This is a genomic window from Bariatricus sp. SGI.154 (assembly GCF_050313795.1).
In the GTDB taxonomy this organism is placed as follows: Bacteria; Bacillota; Clostridia; order Lachnospirales; family Lachnospiraceae; genus CAMBRQ01.
Window position 1 is genome coordinate 1 of record NZ_JBNPMC010000041.1, and the last position, 22254, is coordinate 22254.

At 43.3% G+C, this 22254-nt stretch carries 24 protein-coding genes; 1 reads left to right on the forward strand and 23 read right to left on the reverse strand.

Features of this window, described 5'->3' with window-relative positions:
* Window positions 1-755: 755 nt before the first annotated feature.
* The 18 genes from ACQRBN_RS14680 to ACQRBN_RS14765 all read right to left on the reverse strand — a co-directional run bounded on the left by ACQRBN_RS14680 (window position 756) and on the right by ACQRBN_RS14765 (window position 17833).
* Complete coding sequence (locus tag ACQRBN_RS14680; protein ID WP_427739769.1) at window positions 756-2036, reverse strand: D-alanyl-D-alanine carboxypeptidase family protein; 1281 nt, start codon at window positions 2034-2036, stop codon at window positions 756-758.
* Between the two features lie 515 nt (window positions 2037-2551).
* Entirely contained in the window at window positions 2552-2755 is a 204-nt protein-coding gene (locus ACQRBN_RS14685; RefSeq protein WP_159751513.1) for an alpha/beta-type small acid-soluble spore protein, read from the reverse strand.
* Window positions 2756-2822: 67 nt separating this feature from the next.
* The gene (gene recG / locus ACQRBN_RS14690) at window positions 2823-4853 is read right to left on the reverse strand and encodes an ATP-dependent DNA helicase RecG (RefSeq protein WP_427739770.1); all 2031 of its coding nucleotides are present in this window, start codon (window positions 4851-4853) and stop codon (window positions 2823-2825) included.
* Between the two features lie 193 nt (window positions 4854-5046).
* The gene (locus tag ACQRBN_RS14695) at window positions 5047-6720 is read right to left on the reverse strand and encodes a DAK2 domain-containing protein (RefSeq protein ID WP_427739771.1); all 1674 of its coding nucleotides are present in this window, start codon (window positions 6718-6720) and stop codon (window positions 5047-5049) included.
* A 19-nt stretch (window positions 6721-6739) separates the two neighbouring features.
* Window positions 6740-7099: an Asp23/Gls24 family envelope stress response protein gene (locus ACQRBN_RS14700; RefSeq protein ID WP_427739772.1), complete on the reverse strand. Its 360-nt coding sequence runs from the start codon at window positions 7097-7099 to the stop codon at window positions 6740-6742.
* A 168-nt stretch (window positions 7100-7267) separates the two neighbouring features.
* Window positions 7268-7456, reverse strand: a complete 189-nt coding sequence (gene rpmB, locus ACQRBN_RS14705) for a 50S ribosomal protein L28 (protein ID WP_427739773.1) — start codon at window positions 7454-7456, stop codon at window positions 7268-7270.
* 120 nt (window positions 7457-7576) lie between these two features.
* Window positions 7577-7714 carry a hypothetical protein gene (locus ACQRBN_RS14710; RefSeq protein WP_427739774.1) on the reverse strand — a complete coding sequence of 46 codons (138 nt, stop codon included), beginning with the start codon at window positions 7712-7714 and terminating at the stop codon, window positions 7577-7579.
* 63 nt (window positions 7715-7777) lie between these two features.
* Window positions 7778-8191: a GerW family sporulation protein gene (locus tag ACQRBN_RS14715; RefSeq protein WP_427739775.1), complete on the reverse strand. Its 414-nt coding sequence runs from the start codon at window positions 8189-8191 to the stop codon at window positions 7778-7780.
* 21 nt (window positions 8192-8212) lie between these two features.
* Window positions 8213-9412: a DUF2953 domain-containing protein gene (locus ACQRBN_RS14720; RefSeq protein WP_427739776.1), complete on the reverse strand. Its 1200-nt coding sequence runs from the start codon at window positions 9410-9412 to the stop codon at window positions 8213-8215.
* A 1-nt stretch (window position 9413) separates the two neighbouring features.
* Complete coding sequence (locus ACQRBN_RS14725) at window positions 9414-9737, reverse strand: hypothetical protein (RefSeq protein WP_427739777.1); 324 nt, start codon at window positions 9735-9737, stop codon at window positions 9414-9416.
* A gap of 25 nt (window positions 9738-9762) precedes the next feature.
* A complete protein-coding gene (locus ACQRBN_RS14730; RefSeq protein ID WP_427739801.1) occupies window positions 9763-11091 on the reverse strand; it encodes a peptidoglycan D,D-transpeptidase FtsI family protein in 1329 nt (442 codons plus the stop codon).
* 37 nt (window positions 11092-11128) lie between these two features.
* Window positions 11129-12601 (reverse strand): FtsW/RodA/SpoVE family cell cycle protein, encoded by a 1473-nt coding sequence (locus ACQRBN_RS14735; protein ID WP_427739778.1) that lies wholly within the window; start codon window positions 12599-12601, stop codon window positions 11129-11131.
* Between the two features lie 8 nt (window positions 12602-12609).
* Window positions 12610-14742, reverse strand: coding sequence for a peptidase U32 family protein (locus ACQRBN_RS14740; RefSeq protein ID WP_427739779.1), 2133 nt, complete (start codon window positions 14740-14742; stop codon window positions 12610-12612).
* Window positions 14743-14802: 60 nt separating this feature from the next.
* Window positions 14803-15216 (reverse strand): cell division protein ZapA, encoded by a 414-nt coding sequence (gene zapA / locus ACQRBN_RS14745; RefSeq protein ID WP_427739780.1) that lies wholly within the window; start codon window positions 15214-15216, stop codon window positions 14803-14805.
* 65 nt (window positions 15217-15281) lie between these two features.
* Window positions 15282-16289 (reverse strand): Holliday junction branch migration DNA helicase RuvB, encoded by a 1008-nt coding sequence (ruvB, locus tag ACQRBN_RS14750; protein ID WP_427739782.1) that lies wholly within the window; start codon window positions 16287-16289, stop codon window positions 15282-15284.
* Window positions 16290-16304: 15 nt separating this feature from the next.
* Window positions 16305-16916: a Holliday junction branch migration protein RuvA gene (gene ruvA, locus ACQRBN_RS14755; protein ID WP_427739783.1), complete on the reverse strand. Its 612-nt coding sequence runs from the start codon at window positions 16914-16916 to the stop codon at window positions 16305-16307.
* A gap of 9 nt (window positions 16917-16925) precedes the next feature.
* Entirely contained in the window at window positions 16926-17417 is a 492-nt protein-coding gene (locus ACQRBN_RS14760; RefSeq protein WP_427739784.1) for a Gx transporter family protein, read from the reverse strand.
* 44 nt (window positions 17418-17461) lie between these two features.
* On the reverse strand, window positions 17462-17833 hold the full coding sequence (locus ACQRBN_RS14765) for a NusG domain II-containing protein (protein ID WP_427739785.1): 372 nt from the start codon (window positions 17831-17833) through the stop codon (window positions 17462-17464).
* 158 nt (window positions 17834-17991) lie between these two features.
* Here ACQRBN_RS14765 and ACQRBN_RS14770 point away from each other — a divergent pair, with 158 nt between their 5' ends.
* Window positions 17992-18975, forward strand: a complete 984-nt coding sequence (locus ACQRBN_RS14770; protein WP_427739786.1) for an FAD:protein FMN transferase — start codon at window positions 17992-17994, stop codon at window positions 18973-18975.
* 70 nt (window positions 18976-19045) lie between these two features.
* On the opposite strand, the gene ACQRBN_RS14775 is transcribed toward ACQRBN_RS14770, so the two are convergent.
* The 5 genes from ACQRBN_RS14775 to rsxE form a co-directional block, all read right to left on the reverse strand.
* Window positions 19046-19591, reverse strand: a complete 546-nt coding sequence (locus ACQRBN_RS14775) for a hypothetical protein (RefSeq protein WP_427739787.1) — start codon at window positions 19589-19591, stop codon at window positions 19046-19048.
* A 55-nt stretch (window positions 19592-19646) separates the two neighbouring features.
* Entirely contained in the window at window positions 19647-20054 is a 408-nt protein-coding gene (locus tag ACQRBN_RS14780) for a DUF2752 domain-containing protein (RefSeq protein WP_427739789.1), read from the reverse strand.
* Between the two features lie 73 nt (window positions 20055-20127).
* Window positions 20128-20919 (reverse strand): RnfABCDGE type electron transport complex subunit B, encoded by a 792-nt coding sequence (locus ACQRBN_RS14785; RefSeq protein ID WP_427739790.1) that lies wholly within the window; start codon window positions 20917-20919, stop codon window positions 20128-20130.
* Window positions 20920-20934: 15 nt separating this feature from the next.
* A complete protein-coding gene (gene rsxA / locus ACQRBN_RS14790; RefSeq protein WP_427739791.1) occupies window positions 20935-21510 on the reverse strand; it encodes an electron transport complex subunit RsxA in 576 nt (191 codons plus the stop codon).
* Window positions 21511-21523: 13 nt separating this feature from the next.
* On the reverse strand, window positions 21524-22252 hold the full coding sequence (rsxE, locus tag ACQRBN_RS14795; protein ID WP_427739793.1) for an electron transport complex subunit RsxE: 729 nt from the start codon (window positions 22250-22252) through the stop codon (window positions 21524-21526).
* Window positions 22253-22254: the final 2 nt, after the last annotated feature.

Below are 22254 nucleotides of genomic sequence, written 5' to 3' on the forward strand. Positions count from 1 at the left end.
TGTGATTAAGACATAAATTAGTGCAGGGAATATGCTTTACATATAATTTTTCATCAATGCATACCGTAGAACAATCCTTTTTGAGCAAGGTATGCAAGCATGCATAGCCTGACTTGTAATTTGCACTATATCACATATCGCCGGACGATTCCGGAACACATGGGATATTTAAAAGCGAATAGCACCCCTCCTGTTCTTTTCACACGCCCACTCTTCCATCTTTCACCCAATATTTCTCCATGTATCACCCCGGTATCCCCACCAATCCCCCCACACATTCACTCCCACCAGTATCCCCACCAATACCGCTCCACACATCCACTCCCGCCGGAATCCCACACTGGAGATAGCCTTGAGTCCACGGAGATGTCAGGTGCAAGGGCAGGGAAGGTGTGGGCTGTGACCGTATTATTTCGCCTTAGACCCCGTTACAGAAAAAGATACCGTCAGTTCGTGCGAAACCAGGACTACAAGTCCTGGTTTCGAGGGCATCTGAGTCGTAAGACCATCAAGGGCTTACGGCGAATATGACCGGCTAGAACGGACGGTATCTTTTTCTGTTACGAGGTCTTGGCGAAATGATCCGACTACAGCCCACACCTTCCCTGCCCTTGCGCCGTACACCTCCAACACTCCACTTTCTCCCCTAAATTCCCAATCAATTCACCTCCCCTTCTCTCTCCACCGCATATTCTTCAAAGGAATCTGATGTTGATAATCGTTTGTTCTCCGACATTCATGCAGTATATGTATTCTTATAATAAGAATTCTTCTGCCGCATCCTCAATCGCACTCCGATAACTAACTTCTTCTACGGATTCTGTTGCCAGTATATCTACGCTGCCAATCTCTGTTCCGTTTAGGTAATATTTTGCTGCGCCTATCTTATCGCCTTTTTTTATGGGAGCCTTTATATCTTTCTCTAGAGTAACTTTTCTTTCAATTGTCTTTAAGTCTGCGCCTGTTGTATCAACATATGCAAAGGACTCTTTTTGAGCGGCATTTACTGTCTTTTCCACTCCCCGTTTGATTTCCACAGGCTCTAGAGCCTTTATCTTTTCTTCCTGATATTTGTTGCATTTTCCAAAGCCATAATTGCATAGTGTAATCGCATCACGTACACGGGCTTTACTGTCTTCTGCCGCCATGATGACTGCAATTAATTCTATATCATCCTTCTTCGCAGTTGCAGATACACAGAATTTTGCCTTGCTGGTAGAACCAGTTTTAAGTCCTGTTGCATACTCATACTGCCTGATTAGTTTATTTGTATTGGTAAGGCCGAACTCGGATGTGCCTTTTTTGGTTGTATGTGTGATGTTTTCCATCCAAATGGTACAATAATCATGAATCTGAGGATATGTAGTAATTAATTCTCTGGACATCAGCGCGATATCTCTTGCTGTCGTCAAATGACCGTCTACGTCCAATCCATTGCAATTCTCGAAATGTGTATTTTTCATTCCAAGGTCTTCGGCACGCTGATTCATCTGTGCTACGAATTCCGCTTCATTGCCACAGATGTGTTCTGCCATGGCAACACAGGCATCGTTGGCACTCGCTACCGAGATACATTTGATCAAAGTATCCACCGTCTGTACTTCTCCCGGCTCTAAAAAAACCTGGGAACCTCCCATCGATGCCGCATACTCCGAAGTTGTCACTTCATCTTCCAGATGAATCTTCCCCTCCTCCAATGCATCAAAGATCAACAACAACGTCATGACCTTTGTAACACTTGCTGGTGGTCTTGGAGTGTCTGCATCTTTTTCGTAGATTACCTGTCCTGTAGAGGATTCCATCAAAATAGCAGAAGGAGCACTGACCTCTATGCCTGATACAGTTTCTCCTTCTGCTGCTTCATCCTGAATATTCTGTTCTTCTTGTACATCTCTCTCTTCCTGCGTATCTATTCCCTTTTGGGCATCTGACTCATCACGAGTATCCGTGTACATAATCGGTTCTTGCACTGTCATGGCATATACCGGCTGTACACACAACAAGGCACTTAATAAAACTGCCATAATTGATTTCATACACTGGCTCCTCACGGGTTTTTGTCTGTTAATATAATTGTAATGAGAATATGTATAAAATATACCTGTGCTTTGAAGTATTTTCCGTAATATTATCCCTTGTACACAGACGAAGAGAGGTAATGCTGATAATTCTGACCTGCCCTTCATTGATTCGCCTGATTACTCAGACTAGATATAGTGGAAGATAAAGATGTAATTCCACTTTTTAAATTGGACATGATATCCAATTGATAACGAAATATTATTTTTTCTACCTATAGACTACCACATTTCCCCAGCAATCGCAAACGTTTTGTCTGATTTTTTTCTTATTTGCTTCATTTTTTGACGACAATTTTCTACAATTTATTTACTCGCGTTTTCTATCATTGTAATCAGGTACACCCCATTTGTCACTTTGGTACCTACAGGACCTGCTACTGGCAGCTCCCTCCGAATGCTTTGACAACCTAAAAATGAAATTTGGGACGTAGTAAAAATGCATTTTACTACGTCCCAATTTCATTCACTTGTTATTTACCAGCCATCTGTTTTTCCTGCTGTTCGATCATTTTCTTAACCATATAACCGCCAACAGAACCGTTCTGTCTAGATGTCAGGTCTCCGTTGTAACCATCTGTCAACGGTACTCCTAATTCGTTTGCCACCTCATACTTGAACTTGTCTAATGCTCCCTTTGCTTCTGGTACTGCTGCTCTGTTTGATGAACTTGTCATTGTTATACTCCTCCTTTTTGTAACTTTGTAACTTTTATTTTTGTTACACCCATAGTATATGGAGGATTTAAATTATTACACTAGAAGTTCCTTCATAATTTGGAAGATTTTTCAACCATTCATTTTCAGTCGTTTCTAACATATCCGCAGCCTCATTTGCCATCTGGAGAATCTTCGCATCCTGATAGACATCGCCGAGCCGGAAGTCCATCAGACCACTCTGGCGGATGCCGAAGAGATCTCCCGGACCGCGAAGTCTCAAGTCTTCACTTGCAATCTTAAAACCATCATTCGATTGATTCAATATATTCAAACGCTCTTTTGTCTCTTTTGATTTTGAACTGCTCATAAAGATACAATAAGACTGGTATTTTCCTCTTCCCACGCGTCCGCGAAGTTGATGAAGCTGTGCCAGACCGAATCGTTCGGAATTCTCAATCATCATTACCGTAGCATTCGGCACATCGATTCCTACCTCGATCACAGTGGTAGAGACAAGAATCTGTATCTCATTCTTCCCGAAACGTTCCATAATATCATCTTTCTCCGACTGGCGCATCTTGCCATGCAGATAGGAAACCACGATCTCATTGCCCAGCTCCGCTTGAAGGGATGCCGCATAATCCATGACATTCTCCACTTCCAGATGTTCGCTTTCTTCCACCATCGGACAGATGATATAGCACTGTCGCCCCTCCGCTACTTGCTTCTTCATGAATGTATACGCGGTCTTGCGATATCCGGTATCTACCACACAGTTCTTGATCGGCAGACGATTTGCCGGAAGTTCATCAATCACAGAGATATCCAGATCGCCATACAGGATGATTGCCAGTGTTCTCGGTATGGGTGTTGCACTCATAACCAGTACATGCGGCATCCCGCCCTTTCTGGCGAATGTTTCCCTCTGCTTCACGCCAAAGCGATGCTGTTCATCCGTCACAACCAGCGCCAGACAATCATAATTCACCCGATCCTGTATCAAAGCATGCGTTCCAATAATAATACGTGCATATCCACATTCAATCCGATCATATGCCCTGCGTTTCTCTTTCGTTGTCATAGATCCCGTCAGCAGTTCCACTTTAATCTTAATTTCATACTCCTCGAACAATCTCGTAATCGACTCATAATGCTGTCTTGCCAGCACCTCCGTTGGTGCCATCATAGCCCCCTGATAACCGTTCAAAGCCACATTCATAAGTGCCAACACAGCCACGATTGTCTTCCCAGAACCTACATCTCCCTGTACCAGCCTAGACATCACTGTATCCGATGCCATATCGTCGGCAATCTCTCTCCACACCTTACTCTGGGCATTGGTCAACCGGAATGGAAGTCTCCGGATAAACTCGTCAACCTCCGGCTTCTTCCCGACTACATATTCATTCTCTAATTTTTCATTCTTATCCTTCAATTTTCTAAGCGACAAGATGAATGCGAGAAATTCATCGAACACCAGACGCTCTCTGGCATGATAGAATACCTCTTTATCTTCCGGGAAATGAATTCCGCGAACCGCATAATTATACTCCGCCAGCCCATAACGCATCCGCAGTTCATCCGGCAACACCTCTTTCGACAGATCCAGCCCATCCAGCGCCTGCCTTACCGCTTTTGCAACCGCATTATTCGTAAGTCCTGCTGTCAGACCATAGATTGGCTGCAGCGTATTCAGTTTATCACCGTATTTCTCACTTGGATAAAAGATCTCCGGATGTTCCATCACCAGTCCGTCCCGCTTACGTACCACTCTTCCCCGCAGTGTAATCACGCCACCCCTGGCAAGCGTATTACGCAAGAACGGCATACGAAACCAGATTACTTTTAAACTTCCTGTCAGATCCTTAACATATAGCGTCGTTACCTGCATATTCCGGGTTCCGGATACCTGGACCCTCCCAAAGATTGCTCCTGTCACGGTCTGTATCCTGTCTTCTTCAACCTCGCTAATAGGTACTGGATCTTCATAAACATCATATCCTCTTGGATAATATCTGATCAGATCTCCCACCGTACTGACACCGACTTTTTCAAATAATTTCTGCGTCTTTTCTCCAATCCCTTTGATTTCCTTTATACTGGTCTGTTCAATCATATATGCCTCACACAATTCCAACTCATAACTCTGCTACTAGATTCTATGCTATAAATTATACAGCAGCCAAATAATTTCTTCACGAAAACGAATATCCCCAGTGAAAAACAGAGCCAGTTCTGCACTTCAGGAACAATTCCCTACAGTTACAGACTTCTGGCTCTGTTTTATTCAGATCATTCTATCAGTAGGCTTATTCAACAGCAAGCACATAATAATAGATTGGCTGTCCGCCAAAATGCGCATCCACATCTACATCCGGATACAGGCTTTCAATCTCACTGATGAATCTCTCTGCATCTTCTTCCTTCACATCCTCGCCGTAATACAGGCTGATCAGTTCAGAGTCATCATCCACAAGCTGAGACAGCATGTCTTTCGTTGTCTCTTCAATCTCTTTGCCTACTGCCAGAATTCCCTTATCGCCAATGCCCATGATATCACCCTCATGGATCTCTTTATCATCAATATGGGTATCCCTTACCGCATAGGTAATCTGTCCGGACTTCACATTCTGAATTCCTTCTAACATTGCTTCTTCATTCGTCTTTACATCCGCATCCGGCATAAAGTTAATGATCGCTGTGACTCCCTGTGGAACCGTCTTCGTAGGAATTACGACAATCTCCTTATCCTCTACAAGATCCTTTGCCTGATTTGCAGCAAGCACAATATTCTTATTATTCGGCAGAATGAAGATCGTATCTGCGTTCACCTGATCAATCGCATTCAGCATATCCTCCGTACTTGGATTCATAGTCTGTCCGCCTTCGATAATATAATCAGCACCTAATTCTTTGAAAATATCATTCAAGCCGGCTCCGATAGACACTGTAATGAATCCCATCGGCTTTCTTGGCTCGTCTGACTTTTTCTGTGCTTCTTTTTCTGCCTCCTGTGCAGCCACCTTCTCTGCATCGCGAATTAATTTCTCCTGATGCTCCTCACGCATATTGTCAATCTTCATACGTGACAACTGTCCGTAAGTCAATGCTCTCTGGATAGCCAGACCCGGATCATTGGTATGCACATGTACCTTTACCACATCATCATCTGCCACACATACGATTGAATCTCCGATGGAAGACAGATATGCCTTGAATTCATGCTCATCATTCTCTGTGAATTCTTTTTCTGTTAATATGATAAATTCTGTACAATATCCAAACTTAATATCCGCTGTATCCTCAGCACTAACCTTCGTAACAACAGTTCCCGTACTTGGAGTAATGGCACTATAATCAACCTCTTTACCCTGGAATGCGTCATAAGCACCTTTTACAACTTCCAGAAGTCCCTGTCCGCCGGAATCTACTACTCCTGCTTCTTTTAAGACCGGAAGCATCTCCGGTGTCTTAGCGAGCACTTCCTCAGCATGCTTGATCACTGCCGGGATAAATATCTCAAGATCGTCGGTCTCCTCCGCCATCTCAGCCGCTTTATCAGCAATGCCGCTTGCAACCGTAAGAATCGTACCTTCTTTTGGCTTCATAACTGCCTTGTAAGCAGTATCTCTTGCTCTTGCGCAGGCAGCCGCAAGTCCCAGCACATCAATCTCTTTTTCCTCGCGGATAGACTTGGTGAATCCTCTTAACAACTGAGAAAGAATTACACCTGAGTTACCTCTTGCCCCACGAAGAGAGCCAGAAGAGATTGCCTTCGCCAAATCCTTCATATTCGGACTCTCAAGCGCAGTTACCTCCTTAGCCGCTGACATAATTGTAAGAGACATATTAGTTCCTGTATCACCATCCGGTACAGGGAATACATTCAACTCATTGATAAATTCTTTCTGTGCTTCAATATTCTGCGCACCTGCCAAAAACATCTTCGCAAGCATATCCACATTTATAGTTTTCGTAGCCACTTCTTATGTTCCTCCTTAACTAATCGATGACTCTGACGCCTTCAATGTAGATATTGATCTTATCTACCGGCATTCCTGCAAATTCTTCCACCTGATACTTCACATTACTGATCAGGTTCTCTGTAACGGCTGAAATACTCACGCCATAAGCAACGATGATATGGAAGTTAATGCTGATATGATTCTCTTCGGAGATAGCCACCTGTATTCCTCTGGTAAGGCTCTCCTTCTTCAACAGATGAACCAGCCCATCCTTCATATTCACTGCAGCCATTCCTACAATACCAAAACATTCAACTGCCACAGTTCCTGCATACTTTGCAATCACTTCAGGATCGATTGTAACAATGCCCAGATCTGTACTCATACATCCTTTCATATCTTACCTCCCATTTCTATTTTAATAATTTCAAGACATAATAACAAAGATATTATACTCTTTTTTTCTATATATTACAATAAAAAATTCGTGTTCCCCATGCATTATCAATATTTTCACGCAATAAAAAACCCAGATTCCAAACCGAAATCTGGGTTTTAATTTACATTACGCACGCTCAACTCTGCCTGATTTTAAGCAAGAAGTACAAACATACATTCTCTTTGTAGCTCCGCCTTCTGTCTTAACACGAACTGATTTTACGTTTGATTTCCACATCTTTGGTGTTTTTCTATTAGAGTGGCTTACATTATTTCCAAAGTGAGCACCCTTTTCACAAATAGCACATTTAGCCATGACTGCACCTCCTAACGCTCATATATAGTCTGTCCTCCAGACTCACAACAATAGTATTCTATCAGATGAATCTTAGAATTGCAAGCATTATTTATCATTTTCTTGTAATTGCAGCAAAAATTAACAACAGAATAAATTATATCCTGCCAGTATACAAAGTATAATACACAGAACTTCCACAAATGTATTTGGCAGAATCAATGCCAGAATAATACCAACTGCCACCCAGAACAAGGCGAACCCTGCTACTCGCTTCATTATCTTCATCCTTGCCCATGTTTTGTATATTATATGCATCGTCCCTTATAATAATGACACGATTTACTCCACATTAAGGTCAAACTCGTCATCTTCTGCCGCATCCAGGATGTCATTCACATCCTCCTCTGTCATCTGGTCTTCTTTTTTAGAACTAAACTTATCAATTACATCCGGAACCATATCCAGGATCTTCGTCATCGTATCCTGATTCCTGATATTGACTAGTTTGGTGTGACCATTCTGTATTACAAGCACTGCACTTGGCGTCATCTTACCGCCAAGACCCCCGGCTCCTTTTTCCTTCTTATCACCGTTAAACGCTCCGGCTCCGATTGCAAAGGATACATCAACCAGCGGAAGAAGAATCGTATCTCCTATATGAATTGCGTCTCCTACAACTGTCTTGGATGACACTACCCCATCCATCCCACGAAACAGTGCCTCTACTGTTCCTTTAAAATTATTTTCTGCCATACCTATCTTCCTCCTATATGCTTATAATTCGAATTTTCTCACATGACGGTAAGTCATGCGTACTTCCTTGCACCACACAAGATTCCACAGAAGTTTTACAAAATAACTCATGCGGATCTTTCCTGCAATCTCAAAGTTCCCCTTAAACACCTTCTGCTCAAAATCGGGCTGGATAATCACATTCTCTCCGATCAATGGATACAGGATACTAACTCCCGCCAATAATTTCCCAGTATAATAAGGATCCTCGAATCCATAATGGATATTCGCTTCTAATTTCTTCGGTTTTAACTTGCGAAGCAGTCGAAATACCTCTTTCTTAACTTTAAGAAATGCTTTCTTATGAGTCTCATCTGAGATAAAATCCATAATCTTATCTTTTTTCTCCGATAATGCTTTTATTTTATCACAGATATTCTGAATTGTACATTTTATCTTTTCATAGAAAGTCCCGGTCTTTCGACAGAATGACTCTATCTTATGATACAGTTCTCCTATCTTCCGGATAACCTTCTTGCAGATTCCTGTAATTTTCTGCCATACATTCTTCCGTTCTTTCCGGCTGCCGCTTTCAGAGTCTTCCATCTCTTGGTCAGGATTGGCTTCTGCTTCTTCCACTGCTTTTTCATCTTCCTGGAAGTTTTCCGCAATTCCTTCAGATAATCGGGATTCTTCTGCAATCTTCTCCGTAATGCTTTTACTGCCTTCGTTGTCTGCTTCCAGGGATTCTTCCTGCCCCTTTTCGAGATCTTCTTCAGAACTTCCCATGGATTCTTCCCGCTCTTTTGAAGCCTCTTTAATGTCTTTTTCGACCTGTTCCACTTCTTTTGCAGATCTTTCGTGGAAATCTTCTGGCCTTTCCTCTTCATACGGCTCTTCTTCAGCATCTTCCAATAGTTTGTCCAATTCTTCTTCATACGCTCCTACCTCTTCTTTCATAGTCTGTTCATCTTCTTGTCCGCTCTGTATATGCTTCCATGCTATCCTGATACGCCAGGATAGCTCCTGGTTCTCATAGCACACGGTCACTTTCACCAGATGCAGAAGCCATGTAACCTTTGCTCTGACATCTATTCCTTCTAATGTCCCATCAAACTCCCCTTTGGCTTCATATCTGACAGGCACAAAAAGAACAATACCAATCAGCAATACCAGTATCCCCAGTATTGCCGCAATTATAATTCCTATGATTTTTAAGATCAGCAATAGAATATGTAGCATCTCATACTTCCTGTTCTTTTTCTAATATATAGGACCGAATATCCGCTCCCTTAGTCTCATTATACACTTCCTGCGTAATTTCTTCCACTAATTCCAGTGCATCTTCATAACCTTTTACAATTCCCACCACGAAAAAATCCTCATGAGGGAAACTTGGCTGCAATAACAATCTCGAATCATAGATTTCCAGATGATTCTCCTCATTCTGCGCCAATGTTATAATATGAATATTCATCTGGAATTTATTCTCTTCCAGTTTCCTGATAATCTTCTCTTTCTTTTTCTCTAGGCCTTCCATCAGATAGAGATGCTTATAATACCGCATATTCTCACTCCTCTTATTTCCGGAATTAATAGTAGTAAGCGTCGAATACCTGCTTTGCAATATTCACCGCTTTGGCTGAACCGTCAGACGATTCAATGATCACGCTGATTACCAGTTCGGGATTGTCCACATTCGTCATACCGATGAACCATGAATGATCTTTCTCCTTGTCTGAACTATACTCCGCCGTCCCAGTCTTGCCTGCAGCCGTATATCCTTGACCGCTTAACACAGATGCCGTACCGTAATCTACAACACCTTTCATCAACTGTTTTAACTGAGCGGCTTCTTCTGCTGTCATCAAAGTTCCATATTCTTCCGGCATGTTCTTTTCCACTTCCTGTCCGGAATAATTCGTCACCGTATCTACAAGATAAGGCTTCATCAATGTTCCGCCATTGGCAATTGCCGCCGTGATCAGTGCCATATGATAAGGGCTCACCTGTGTTTTGCCCTGTCCCATCGCTGTCATCATCTTATCTGCACTGCTTGATTCGGATTCCAGTGAAAAACTGCTCTTGCTGTAAGGCAGCACAGACGGAAGTTTGGAACCAAACAGTAATCCCTTCGTAGTCTCCTGAAATTTCTTTGTGTCCAGAGATAAGCCGATATTCGAAAAAGACGCATTACAGGAATACGCCAGACTGTCCTGAAAATTCACCGGTCCATGAACATTCCCGCCGTAGCAGTGAATGGTGACGCCATCCTGCTCAATTGCTCCCGTACAATTATAACTATATGATGCATATCCTACGTTCTCACGCATATACTCCAACGCCGTTACCACCTTGAATGTTGAACCGGGTGCATACTGTCCTTGAGTCGCACGATTCAGCAATACACTGTTTTCATCCGAGTTCAACGCTTCCCAATTTGCCGCAACTGTATTCGGATCAAAATCCGGTTTGGATACCATCGCAAGAATCTTGCCGGTCGCCGGCTCTATCACTACAACCGCTCCTTTATAACTGCCCATCGCATTATATGCAGCCTGCTGCAGGTTCAGATCAAGCGTCGTTACCACCGTATCTCCCATATTCTTCTTGTCCTGGAACTCATTGACCAGTTTCTCCAAAAAGAATGCATGGGACGTCAGAAGATCATAGTTCTCTACCGATTCCAGTCCCGATTTGCCCTGATCACTATAACCTATCACATGGGCAAACATATTACCGTACGGATACTCCCTTGCCTCTTCGCCATCTACCATAACACTTTTGGCAAGCACATTACCACTCTTATCTACGATATTTCCTCTGGTCACCCTGTCTGCATAAGCATCCAGCCTTGCGTTATATGGACTTCTTATAATCTCTTCACTTCTAACCACCTGAAAATACGCAATATATCCCATCATCACAAGGAACAGTGCCACAAAGATATAAGTCACCCTAGCGAACTCTTTGTTCCTTGCGCGTTTTGCCTTGACCTTGCGCTTGTCGTCTCGGTTGGCTTCTCTGCGGTCTTTCCGGGACATCTCCCGCTTTTCTTGGTCTCTTTTTATTCTCTTGTCCGCTTCTCTTTGCTCGTAGCCTTTCCTTTTTCTTTCTCTCAATATCTTCTTCCTCGTCTTCCCTTAATATATACAACCCCTGAATAATCGCAAACATAATCAATGTACTGATCAGTGAACTTCCACCGTAACTTACCAACGGTAATGTTACACCCGTAGAAGGAATGAACTTTGTCACTCCGCCGATATTCAAAAACACTTGAAATATATAACAGGTTCCAAGCCCTAATGCTACCATCTTATAGAATATGTCATGAAGTTGCATTGCAATATTCAAAAACATGACATAACAGCTAACACAGATCAAAATCAGACACAATGCAAATATAATTCCCATCTCCTCCGCAATCACCGAAAAGATGAAGTCCGAATCTCTGACCGGTATATCCTCCGGCATTCCCTGATACAGTCCCATTCCAAACCATCCACCCGTGCCGATAGCAAAAAGTGACTGCGCCACCTGGTATCCCCCATCATCATATGCTGCAAATGGATCTTTCCAGGCAACCACTCTGGTCTTCACATGATCGAACAGATGATATGCCACCACCGATGCTGCACTGCCCGCACCCAGCCCTGCCAGAATATATAACGGCTGGTGTGTAGCCACATAAAGCATTGCCAGATATACAACGAATATAATCAACGCTGCTCCCAGATCCTTCGACACTACCAGAATCAGCACATGGAATGCCGCAAGCGCTGTTGTGATCACAATATTCCTGAATTCCAAAGACATCTTAAAACTGGATGCCACAAAGAATACAAAGATAATCTTCACCAATTCAGAAGGCTGTATACTGATACCACCGATTGTAAAGCCAAGCATAGCACCATAAGATACCTGCCCAACTACCACAACCACCGCAAGGGATACGATTCCCGCAATCGCATACAGATTCTTCCACTCTGACAGTTTTTTAAACTTCCGGATAATAACCGGAACTACCAGACTTAAAGCAATCGCTCCCGCAACAATGATATACTGTTTTACCGCACTTTCATAATTCAGTCTGGTAAGCACGATTAATCCAATGCAAAGCAGCATACACATATTATTGATGACCAGTCTGGATACTTTTGGATAAATATTCGTATACAGGATAATAGTAGCACTAAAAAGAACTACTTGCATCAGATAGAATCCAAGCATCTTAATATCCTCTGTCTCCAGATACATAACCAAAAAAGCAATGACATGTATCATATACATCAATATGTTCTGCCGTCTAAGCATACTTTTCTTTTTGTCTGGATCGTAATACCCGAAGATGCTAAAGCACAGATATGTATACATCGTAACCAGCACAATCATCAGATATTTCGACAATTCAACAACTATATTTACCAAATCTCCACCTACTTTACGCCCCTCTTAAAATGTCCTCTTGTAAATTCCATCTCTGGTACAGCGACCTCCTTATGATGAAGGAATGCATCTATATACAGTTTCATAATCCCCATCATCTCACCAGCCGTCTCCATCGTAAAATCAAGACGCAATTCACCCGGAGCCAATTTTCTGATCTCTTCTGCCTTATCCGCAAGGAACAGCGGCGCAGAATTATAAATAATATTATAACAGTACCTGCAGCATTTTTTAACCGCGAATTTCTTCTGGTATCTGTCATGGATATAGAGATATCCCTCATCCTTCGTACATCTGTCAGAAGTCTTCTGAACGCAGTTTGCCGTTATCATAACCGGCTGATATCCATAGCCGATCATAACCTGACCTCTGATGCCAAGCGCCTTAAGTTCCCTGTCATTCAGTTCTACCGGCGACGTATACTTCCGAATTCCTCGCTCAAGAACGAATGCTTTGCTATAACTGTTATATACGTACAGATTATAATCCGAACGCACCTCTTTTGCAAATCCAAGTTCCCGAAGGAGCCTGTAACTTTCCCAGTTACGGATTAGTACGCCATCATAGACAGATTCCCACTGAGCATAAGATTTCACTATCTTCTTAATAGTATCCTCACGGGAAATATATGGAAGCGCCAGGAAATATCGGTGCTTTTCTCCACTTCTCCTCACCAGGTCAAGTATTTCTGCTTGAAGTCCGACGATACTATCCACATAGATAACCCCTATAGATTCTGAAGCAATTGCCGTCCTCAATTGTTCTAATGCCTGAACCGAAACCGACAATTCCATTCTCTCATCCATTTCCTCTGGCGAACGCTTTGCTTCATGGGAAACGGCTACAATTGCATCCACGCTTTTTCTATGATACCTTTTTAAAATACATTCAGACAGCCGTTCAATCCCTTCCCTCCGAAGTTCATTCAACGCCTGCATCGGAAGGAATAACTCTCCGCGCACCGTTACCTCCAGCCTGTCAAACACAAACTCCGTATTTCCCGTCTTCCTCATCTGCTTTTCTACTCTTGCCGCATCCAGAGGCTGACGCATGGCTTGCTCCGGCATGGCGCCTTCATATTCCACCCGACAATCACCATATTCCAGTATTAGTTTAGCACGCTCTCCCAAAGAAAGTATTAAATTCCCATTAATTTTTTCTTGCAATTTAAAATCCGAGCATACAATCTCCTCTTCCATCCCGTCAGGGCGCTGGAACGAAATCATATTCTTCCCGTTATGTTGCTTATAATACCCGTCTGTATATCCTCTGCGCTGGTAGGCACTTAGAAGCCTGGCCCTGTCTTTCCCGTCCACCTTATACTTGCTTTTTCCCTCCTGTAGATAGAGGTCTGCATACTTACGGTAGATACTTACTACAGTATACACATAATCCGGCTGCTTCATTCTGCCTTCAATCTTAAAGGAATCAATGCCAGCCTCAATCAACTCCGGCAATAGATCGATCGTACACAGATCCTTAAGACTCATAAGATCTGCCGGTCTGCCACCCTCTACACTATAGGGCAGACGACATGGCTGGGCACACTGTCCCCTGTTGCCGCTTCTTCCACCAATCATACTGCTTAAAAGGCACTGACCTGAATAACAATAGCACAAAGCCCCATGTACAAAACATTCTATCTCAAGACCCGTCTCTTCCTTCATCTTCCGTATCTCATCAAGCGACAATTCTCTTGCCGGAACCACGCGCACGATTCCCTGTTCCTTTAGGAAAGACGCTCCCTTTGCATTCGTAATAGTCATCTGTGTACTTGCATGAATCGCAAGTTCCGGAAAATATTCCTTCAGATATGAGACAACGCCCATATCCTGCACAATCACTCCATCCAGTCCCCGCTGGTAATAAGGCAGAAGATAATCATATAACTGACCAATCTCCTGCTCCTTCAGCAATGTATTCACCGTAAGATAGATCTTGCGCCCATGAATATGCACATAATCGATCGCATCAAGCAGTTCCTCTTCCGACAGATTCTTCGCATATGCTCTCGCTCCGAATCTTGCTCCTCCTATATAGACTGCATCCGCCCCCGCACTAACAGCGGCTCTTAGACTCTCATAAGAGCCAGCCGGTGCCAGAATCTCCACTTCTCTGCCCATACCGTTACTTCCCTTCGCCAAACATTTCCCGTATGATAAAATAGGCTGTCCAACGACAGCCTATTTTTTACGATTATTCTTTATCTCCGTTTCTAACTGGACGATCTTCATCTGAAGTTCCTTATTCTCCTCCTTCAACTTGTCCATCGCCTTCTCTGCGTTCTCCAACTTAATCTGAACAGAGATCAACTCGTGCTTCAGATCATACATCTCTTTGTCTTTCGCCTCTATATCACTTTCCAAAGAGCCTCCCTGCTTCTTTGCCTTAAAGTAATCATCTGCGATATTCAGTGCAAGCAGAATACTTCTGGTCTCAGAACTCTGCTTGCGATAGCCCTCGCTGTTACTGCACTCCTCAATCTTATGATTCAAATATGTAGATACCTTCTGCAGATAGTCCTCACTTTCAAATCCGCTTAAGGTAAATACCTTCCCCCCTATTAATACTTCCGTATAATTCTTTGATGATGCCATTAGAAGCCTCCTCGAAATTCATAATATCTGATAATCATTATAAACTAATCTGATACAAAAACCAACTATTTTTCTTCAATTTCACGCGAAATTCCAAGATGACTGTATGCACTGTCCGTTACAATCCTTCCTCTTGGCGTTCTCTGGATGAATCCATTCTTCAAAAGATATGGTTCATAGACATCTTCGATGGTTCCTGCATCTTCTCCGATTGCTGCCGCCAGAGTGTCTAATCCTACCGGACCTCCTGCGAATTTCTCAATCATGGTAAGCAATAATCCCCGGTCTGTCTGGTCCAGCCCCTCTTTATCCACATCCAGAAGATCCAGTGCATAATTCGCCACTTCTTCGGTAATATATCCGTCATATTTGACCTGGGCAAAATCCCGGACACGCTTCAGAAGCCTGTTAGCAAGTCTTGGCGTTCCTCTTGAGCGTCTCGCCAGCGCATAAGCGCCTTTTTCATCAATCCCTACCTCCAGCACTCTCGCTGATCTTAGGATAATCGTCTTCAACTCTTCCACCGTATAGAACTCCAGTCGATTCACAACCCCAAAACGATCCCTGAGCGGTGCCGTCAGCATCCCAGCTCTTGTAGTCGCCCCAACCAGCGTAAACTTCGGCAGTTCCAACCGGATTGATCTTGCGCTTGCCCCTTTTCCAATCATAATATCTATGGCATAATCCTCCATCGCCGGATAGAGCACCTCCTCTACCTGCCGGTTCAGCCTATGTATCTCATCTACAAATAGGACATCTCCCTCCTGAAGATTATTCAGGATTGCCGCCATCTCCCCCGGCTTCTCAATCGCAGGGCCCGACGTGATCTTAATATTTACATTCATCTCATTCGCTATAATCCCGGCAAGCGTAGTCTTTCCAAGCCCCGGAGGTCCATAGAACAGCACATGGTCTAATGCCTCATTCCTTGCCTTGGCAGCCTCAATATAGATCTTCAGAGTCTCTTTCGCCTTCGCCTGTCCGATATAATCCTCAAGCATCTGAGGCCGCAGATGATTCTCTATCTTAATATCCTCTTCCAGATTCTCTGTCGTAATAATTCGTCTGCTCATCTTAATCACCCTGTGTTAAAACATCATATGCTTAAGCGCCTGCTTTAACACATCTTCCACTCCCATAGTCTCGTCTAATTCTACCTGTTTGACTGCTTTCAGTGCTTCAGTATTGCCATATCCCAATGCAACCAGAGCCTGTACCGCCTCACTCTGCATTTCACTATGATAAGCAGCGCTGCCTGATACATCCATATCCGTGACACTATGCTCCAAAGCATCCTCCAGACGCAGTTTATCCTTCAGTTCCAGGATTAGCTTCTCCGCAGTCTTCTTCCCGATTCCCGGTGCCGCGCAGATGGCTTTCACATCATTCGATGCAACAGCGAACCGAAGATCATCCGGGCTTAAGGCTGCCAGAATCCCTAATCCGCCTTTTGGACCAATTCCATTCACTCCAATCAGCAACTTAAATACCTGTAGATCGTCTCTCGTCAGAAATCCGTATAACTGCATGGCATCTTCCTTTACATTCAGATAGGTATGTATCTTCACTTCCTTACCCACAGGCGGCAGCGCTCCCATTGCCCGCCCTGACATATAGACACCATATCCAACGCCTCCTACATCAATAATAATCTTGTCTTCTTCGAATGCCGCCAGCATCCCCCTTAGATAAGATATCATAATCTCCTCCTACAATTGTATATTTACCAGTCTTTTCAACATCTCATTCGCTACGATTCCGATCATCAGCCCGGTAATCATTCCGGCGATCAAAAGCACCGGAACATAATATGCTACACTGAATGTCTCTACAACCAACATAGCCACAACCAACTGTCCGATATTGTGAAATACGCCGCCGGCGATACTGATCCCCATAACACTGAAGCCCTCCCGCTTCTTAAGAAGAGCCATTACGGTCAGACTCAAAATTCCTCCTGCAAGACTATATATAATACTAAAATAATTACCAAAAATAAAACCAGACAATAGTACTCTGACCACCGATAACAGATAAGTCTCTCTTAACTTCATCTTATATAATGCTATCACAATAATCAGATTCGCCAGTCCCAACTTGACACCTGGAATTCCAAAATTGATCGGTATCAAAGTCTCCACATAACTAAAAATCAAAGCCAATGCTGTAAATACGCCAAAATATGCCACTCTGCTTCTCACGCAATCTTCCTCCCAGTATCTTCATCCCCAGCCAAACTCTTTCATCAGTTCGCTACAGCATCATACTCACTGCTTTCACTGCTTTCTACCGTTACAACCGCTTTATTCGGAAGGCAGATGATACTCTCGTGATTCATGGACACTGCTTTCTGATGCACACACAACTGATCCGGGCAATCCGCCTCTATCATCTTAGCCCTTCCATTCTTAATCTGAAGAATATTAGTGCCCCCATTGATCTCAATCTCCTGATCCTCAGACAAACTATAAGTCCCCTGAATCACACCGTCTACCTTAACAGTCACTTTACTCGCCCCTTTACCTCCTATAAACACATGGACAAGAGTCACCAGCACAGCCACACATACAATAATCCCTATCAGCATCCAGTCCTTCTTCTTCAAACCATTCTTCATATCTTCTACCTCTTTCATTCTCCATGAACCCTATACGAACCATTTTAACACAACAAATCTAACCCTTCAACCACATGTTCGATTGCATATCTTATTTTTTGTGTTATACTTAATCGTAGGCTAAGAGCCGCACCATCCTAACAATCACGAGGTGTTTTATGAGATTAAAAAGAATAACCGCATTACTGACATCCGCTGTTCTTCTTCTGTCCGGCTGTTCCGGACTTCCCAAAGAACGCAACCAGACCTACACAGACACTCTTTTCGATACGGTAATCAAGATCGATATCTATGACGCTATCGACGATGATGTATTAAAAGGCTGCGAGAAACTCTGCAAAAAATACGATGCTATGTTCTCGAACAAAGTGGAAGACAGCGAGATATCACAGATCAATCATGCAGGTGGCAATCCTGTAGAGGTTTCCAAGGAGACCATCACTTTAATAAAAAAAGGGATCTATTACAGCGAATTATCCAAAGGTGTATTCGATATCACCATTGCTCCTGTATCTGACCTATGGGATTTTAAATCCGAAGAGGCAGCCGTTCCCGCACCAGATGCAGTTACCAGTGCAGTCAGTCATGTCAATTATAACAATATCATTATCAAAGATAATACCGTCCGGTTGACCGATCCTAATGCCGGAATTGACGTGGGAGCCATTGCCAAAGGATATATTGCGGATCGCTTAAAAGATTACCTGGAGAGCCAGGGTGTAGAACATGCTATGATCAATCTTGGTGGAAATGTACTCGCCATGGGGAATAAGCTAGACGGGTCAGATTATAACATCGGTATCCAGAAACCGTTTGACGAAACCGGCAGCCCGATTACCTCTGTCAAAATATCCAACAAATCCGTTGTAACCTCTGGCATATACCAGCGGTACTTCGAGGCAGATGGCAAGATCTATCATCATATTCTGAATCCGAACACTGGTTATCCTTGTGAAAACAATCTGAACAGTGTAACGATCATTACCAATTCATCACTTACTGCCGATGCATTAAGCACCACCTGCTTCCTGCTGGGCTATGATGAAGGCATGAAACTGATTAATCAATTAGATAATGTAGATGCGATATTCATCACCAATGATAACAAACTTCATTATTCCAGGAATTTTCAGAACAAATAATTCAGCAGTATATATAAAACCCTCACGGTTAACATCCGCGAGGGTTTTCTTATAACTCTTCTTCTCCTGTCTAATAGACACCATAAGATCCAAAAAGTGCAACACCAAAAATTGCAATGAACACGATATAGATCAGTAAACATACACCTGTTATAATCAGAGAGGCACGGCAATAATTTCTTCTGTTGATGTTGCCAGTCTTACTGAACGCCCACACAAAATAAAAGATTATTCCTACACAAGGAATCATCGGTGCTAATATAGTAAGTACCCACTCTCCCATCGTCAGAGGACGCATATCCATTCCCTGATTATTTACCTGGTTATATGATCCTGTATTATAGTTATAATTATCCTGATAGTTGTAACCCTGATTATTATAGTTATTCTGCTGATAATTATAACCACCCTGCTGATACCCATTCTGCCCTGCATACTGATATGTCTGACTGTTGTATGGCTGCTGACCCGCATTCGGGTCGCTATACCGAGTCCCTGCATTCGGATCTGTATACTGCTGGCTTGGCTCCACCTTCTGCTGTTCTACATCAGGACTCGCATTCTCCTGCTTGGAAGCATTATTTTCTTCTGGTATATTATCATAATTATTTTCCATTGTAATATCCTCCTCATTCATCTTGCTCCTATTCTACCATGCACTTGCTACAATTTCAATTGCTATTGAAAACTGCGAACACTTTAGCGAGCAGATTCCCCGGATAATAACTCATAGGCGGATCTCCCGGAAAATACATCTTCATCCTCCATAAATAGAATAATATCATCGCAATCATTATTGCAATCAGCGTTATATTCAAGAACTTTCCTGCTTTTCTCAGGCGAATATAGCGGTTCCATGCGAATATCGCCATATATCCTCCAATCACATAGATGAATGGATGCATCCGAAATGCTTCCGCAAAATCCAGATGCAGCAGACAAAAAGCTGCCCTCGTCATCCCGCATCCCGGACATGGATATCCCGTGATTGCCACCAACAGACACAGGCTGTATAAGAATCTCTTTATGAACGCAAAATAGGCGATTATAAAAATAATCACCCATTTTGCTGATATCATATCTTCCCATAACTTATGGAAAGCATCACTTATTACTTGTTTAAGAGTACGTCTCATCTTGACAATTATCATCCTATAAGATAATCTTCTTCGGACATTTTGCAGCACATGCACCACAGTTCGTACATTTCTCCGGATCAATATGCGCAACATTGCCTTCTACCTTGATTGCATCAAACTGGCAGACTTTCTCACACATCTTACATCCGATACATCCGACAGAGCATGCCTTCATAACGTCTTTACCTTTGTCTCTGGAACTGCACTGAACCATATGCTTCTGATCATATGGAACCAGTTCAATCAGTTTCTTCGGACATACTGCAATACACTTGCCACATGCCTTACACTCTTCCTTGTCGACAACAGCAATTCCATCCACAATATGAATCGCATCAAATGGACATGCCTTCACACAGCTTCCTTCACCAAGACATCCATAATTGCATGCCTTTGGTCCGCCTGCCTGCATCATGTTCACCATAACACAGTCATTCAGTCCATGATATTCATATTCCTGATGTGCCTTGTCACAAGTTCCTGCACATTTTACGAATGCAACCTGGCGTACAGATGCTCCTGCCTCCACACCCATGATTGCTCCGACCTTCTCTGCAACCGGCGCTCCGCCAACCGGACATCCGCCAATCTCAGCCTCGCCCTTTACGATTGCAGCAGCGAGACCTGAACATCCTGCATAACCGCATCCACCACAGTTGTTGCCAGGAAGCACGCCAAGGATCGCTTCTTCTCTTTCATCTACTTCTACTGCGAATTTTTTGCCTGCAACTCCAAGGAACACACCAATGAATAACCCGGTGCCGCCTACGATCACAGCAGCAAGAATAATACCTGTAACACTCATCGTTTCTGCTCCCTCCTATATCAGCCCTGAGAATCCACAGAATGCAATCGCCATAAGGCTGGCTGTAACCAGCACGATTGGTGTTCCCTGGAAGGACTCTGAAATATCATTATATTCGATCTTCTCACGGATACCAGCCATAATAACGATGGCAATCAGGAATCCGACAGATGTTCCGATACCATTGATTACGCCCTGAAGAAGGTTATACTCCTTCTGTACGTTTGTAAGGGCTACACCGAGTACCGCACAGTTCGTTGTAATCAAAGGCAGGTATACACCCAGCGCATTATAAAGAGGCGGCATAGCCTTCTTTAAGAACATCTCTACAAACTGTACCAGCGCTGCAATGATCAGAATAAATACGATAGTCTGTAAATATTCGAATCCCAGTGGTGTCAGAATAAATTTATAGATCAAACCTGTAACAAATGAAGCAATCGTAATAACGAATACTACCGCTCCGCCCATACCTGCTGCAGTATCAACCTTCTTAGATACACCAAGGAACGGACAAATTCCCAGGAACTGGCTGAGTACAACGTTATTAACAAGAGCTGAACCAATTGCAATAATCAATAATTCTTTCATCTATGTACTCCTCCTATTCTTCATTTCCTGTTGGGAAGACTTTACCGCCGCATGCGCCGTTACCACATGAAGCACATCCGCCTTCTCCACATCCTGCAGACTCTGCTACCTTCTTGCCCTTCTTAGCAGCATTGTTCTTTATCTTGTTCTGAAGTGCTACAAGACCAGACAGAACAAGGAATGCTCCAGGTGGAAGGATAAAGATTGTCACCGGCACATAGCCGCCCTTGCCTGCAGCCGCATCAGCTAATGGCAGGATCTGCTGTCCAAAGATTGCTCCAGTACCAATCAATTCACGCACAATACCGATACATGTAAGTCCAAACGTAAATCCAAGTCCCATACCGATACCATCAAAGATAGATGGAATCACCGGATTCTTGGATGCATAACTCTCGGCACGACCAAGGATAATACAGTTAACTACGATCAGCGGAATGTATAATCCAAGTGAAGCATACAGACTTGGAACGAAACCTTCCAGCAGGAATTGTACAATTGTTACGAATGATGCTACGACTACGATGAACGCCGGCATTCTGACTGAATCCGGGATGATCTTACGCAGCATGGATATCAACATATTCGACAGTACAAGTACGACCGTTGTTGAAAGGCCCATACCTACACCGTTAATGGCGGATGTTGTTACCGCCAGGGTCGGACACATACCTAACATCAGAACGAAGGTAGGATTCTCTTTGACCAGACCGTTATATACTCTTTCGGTACATCTATTCATCT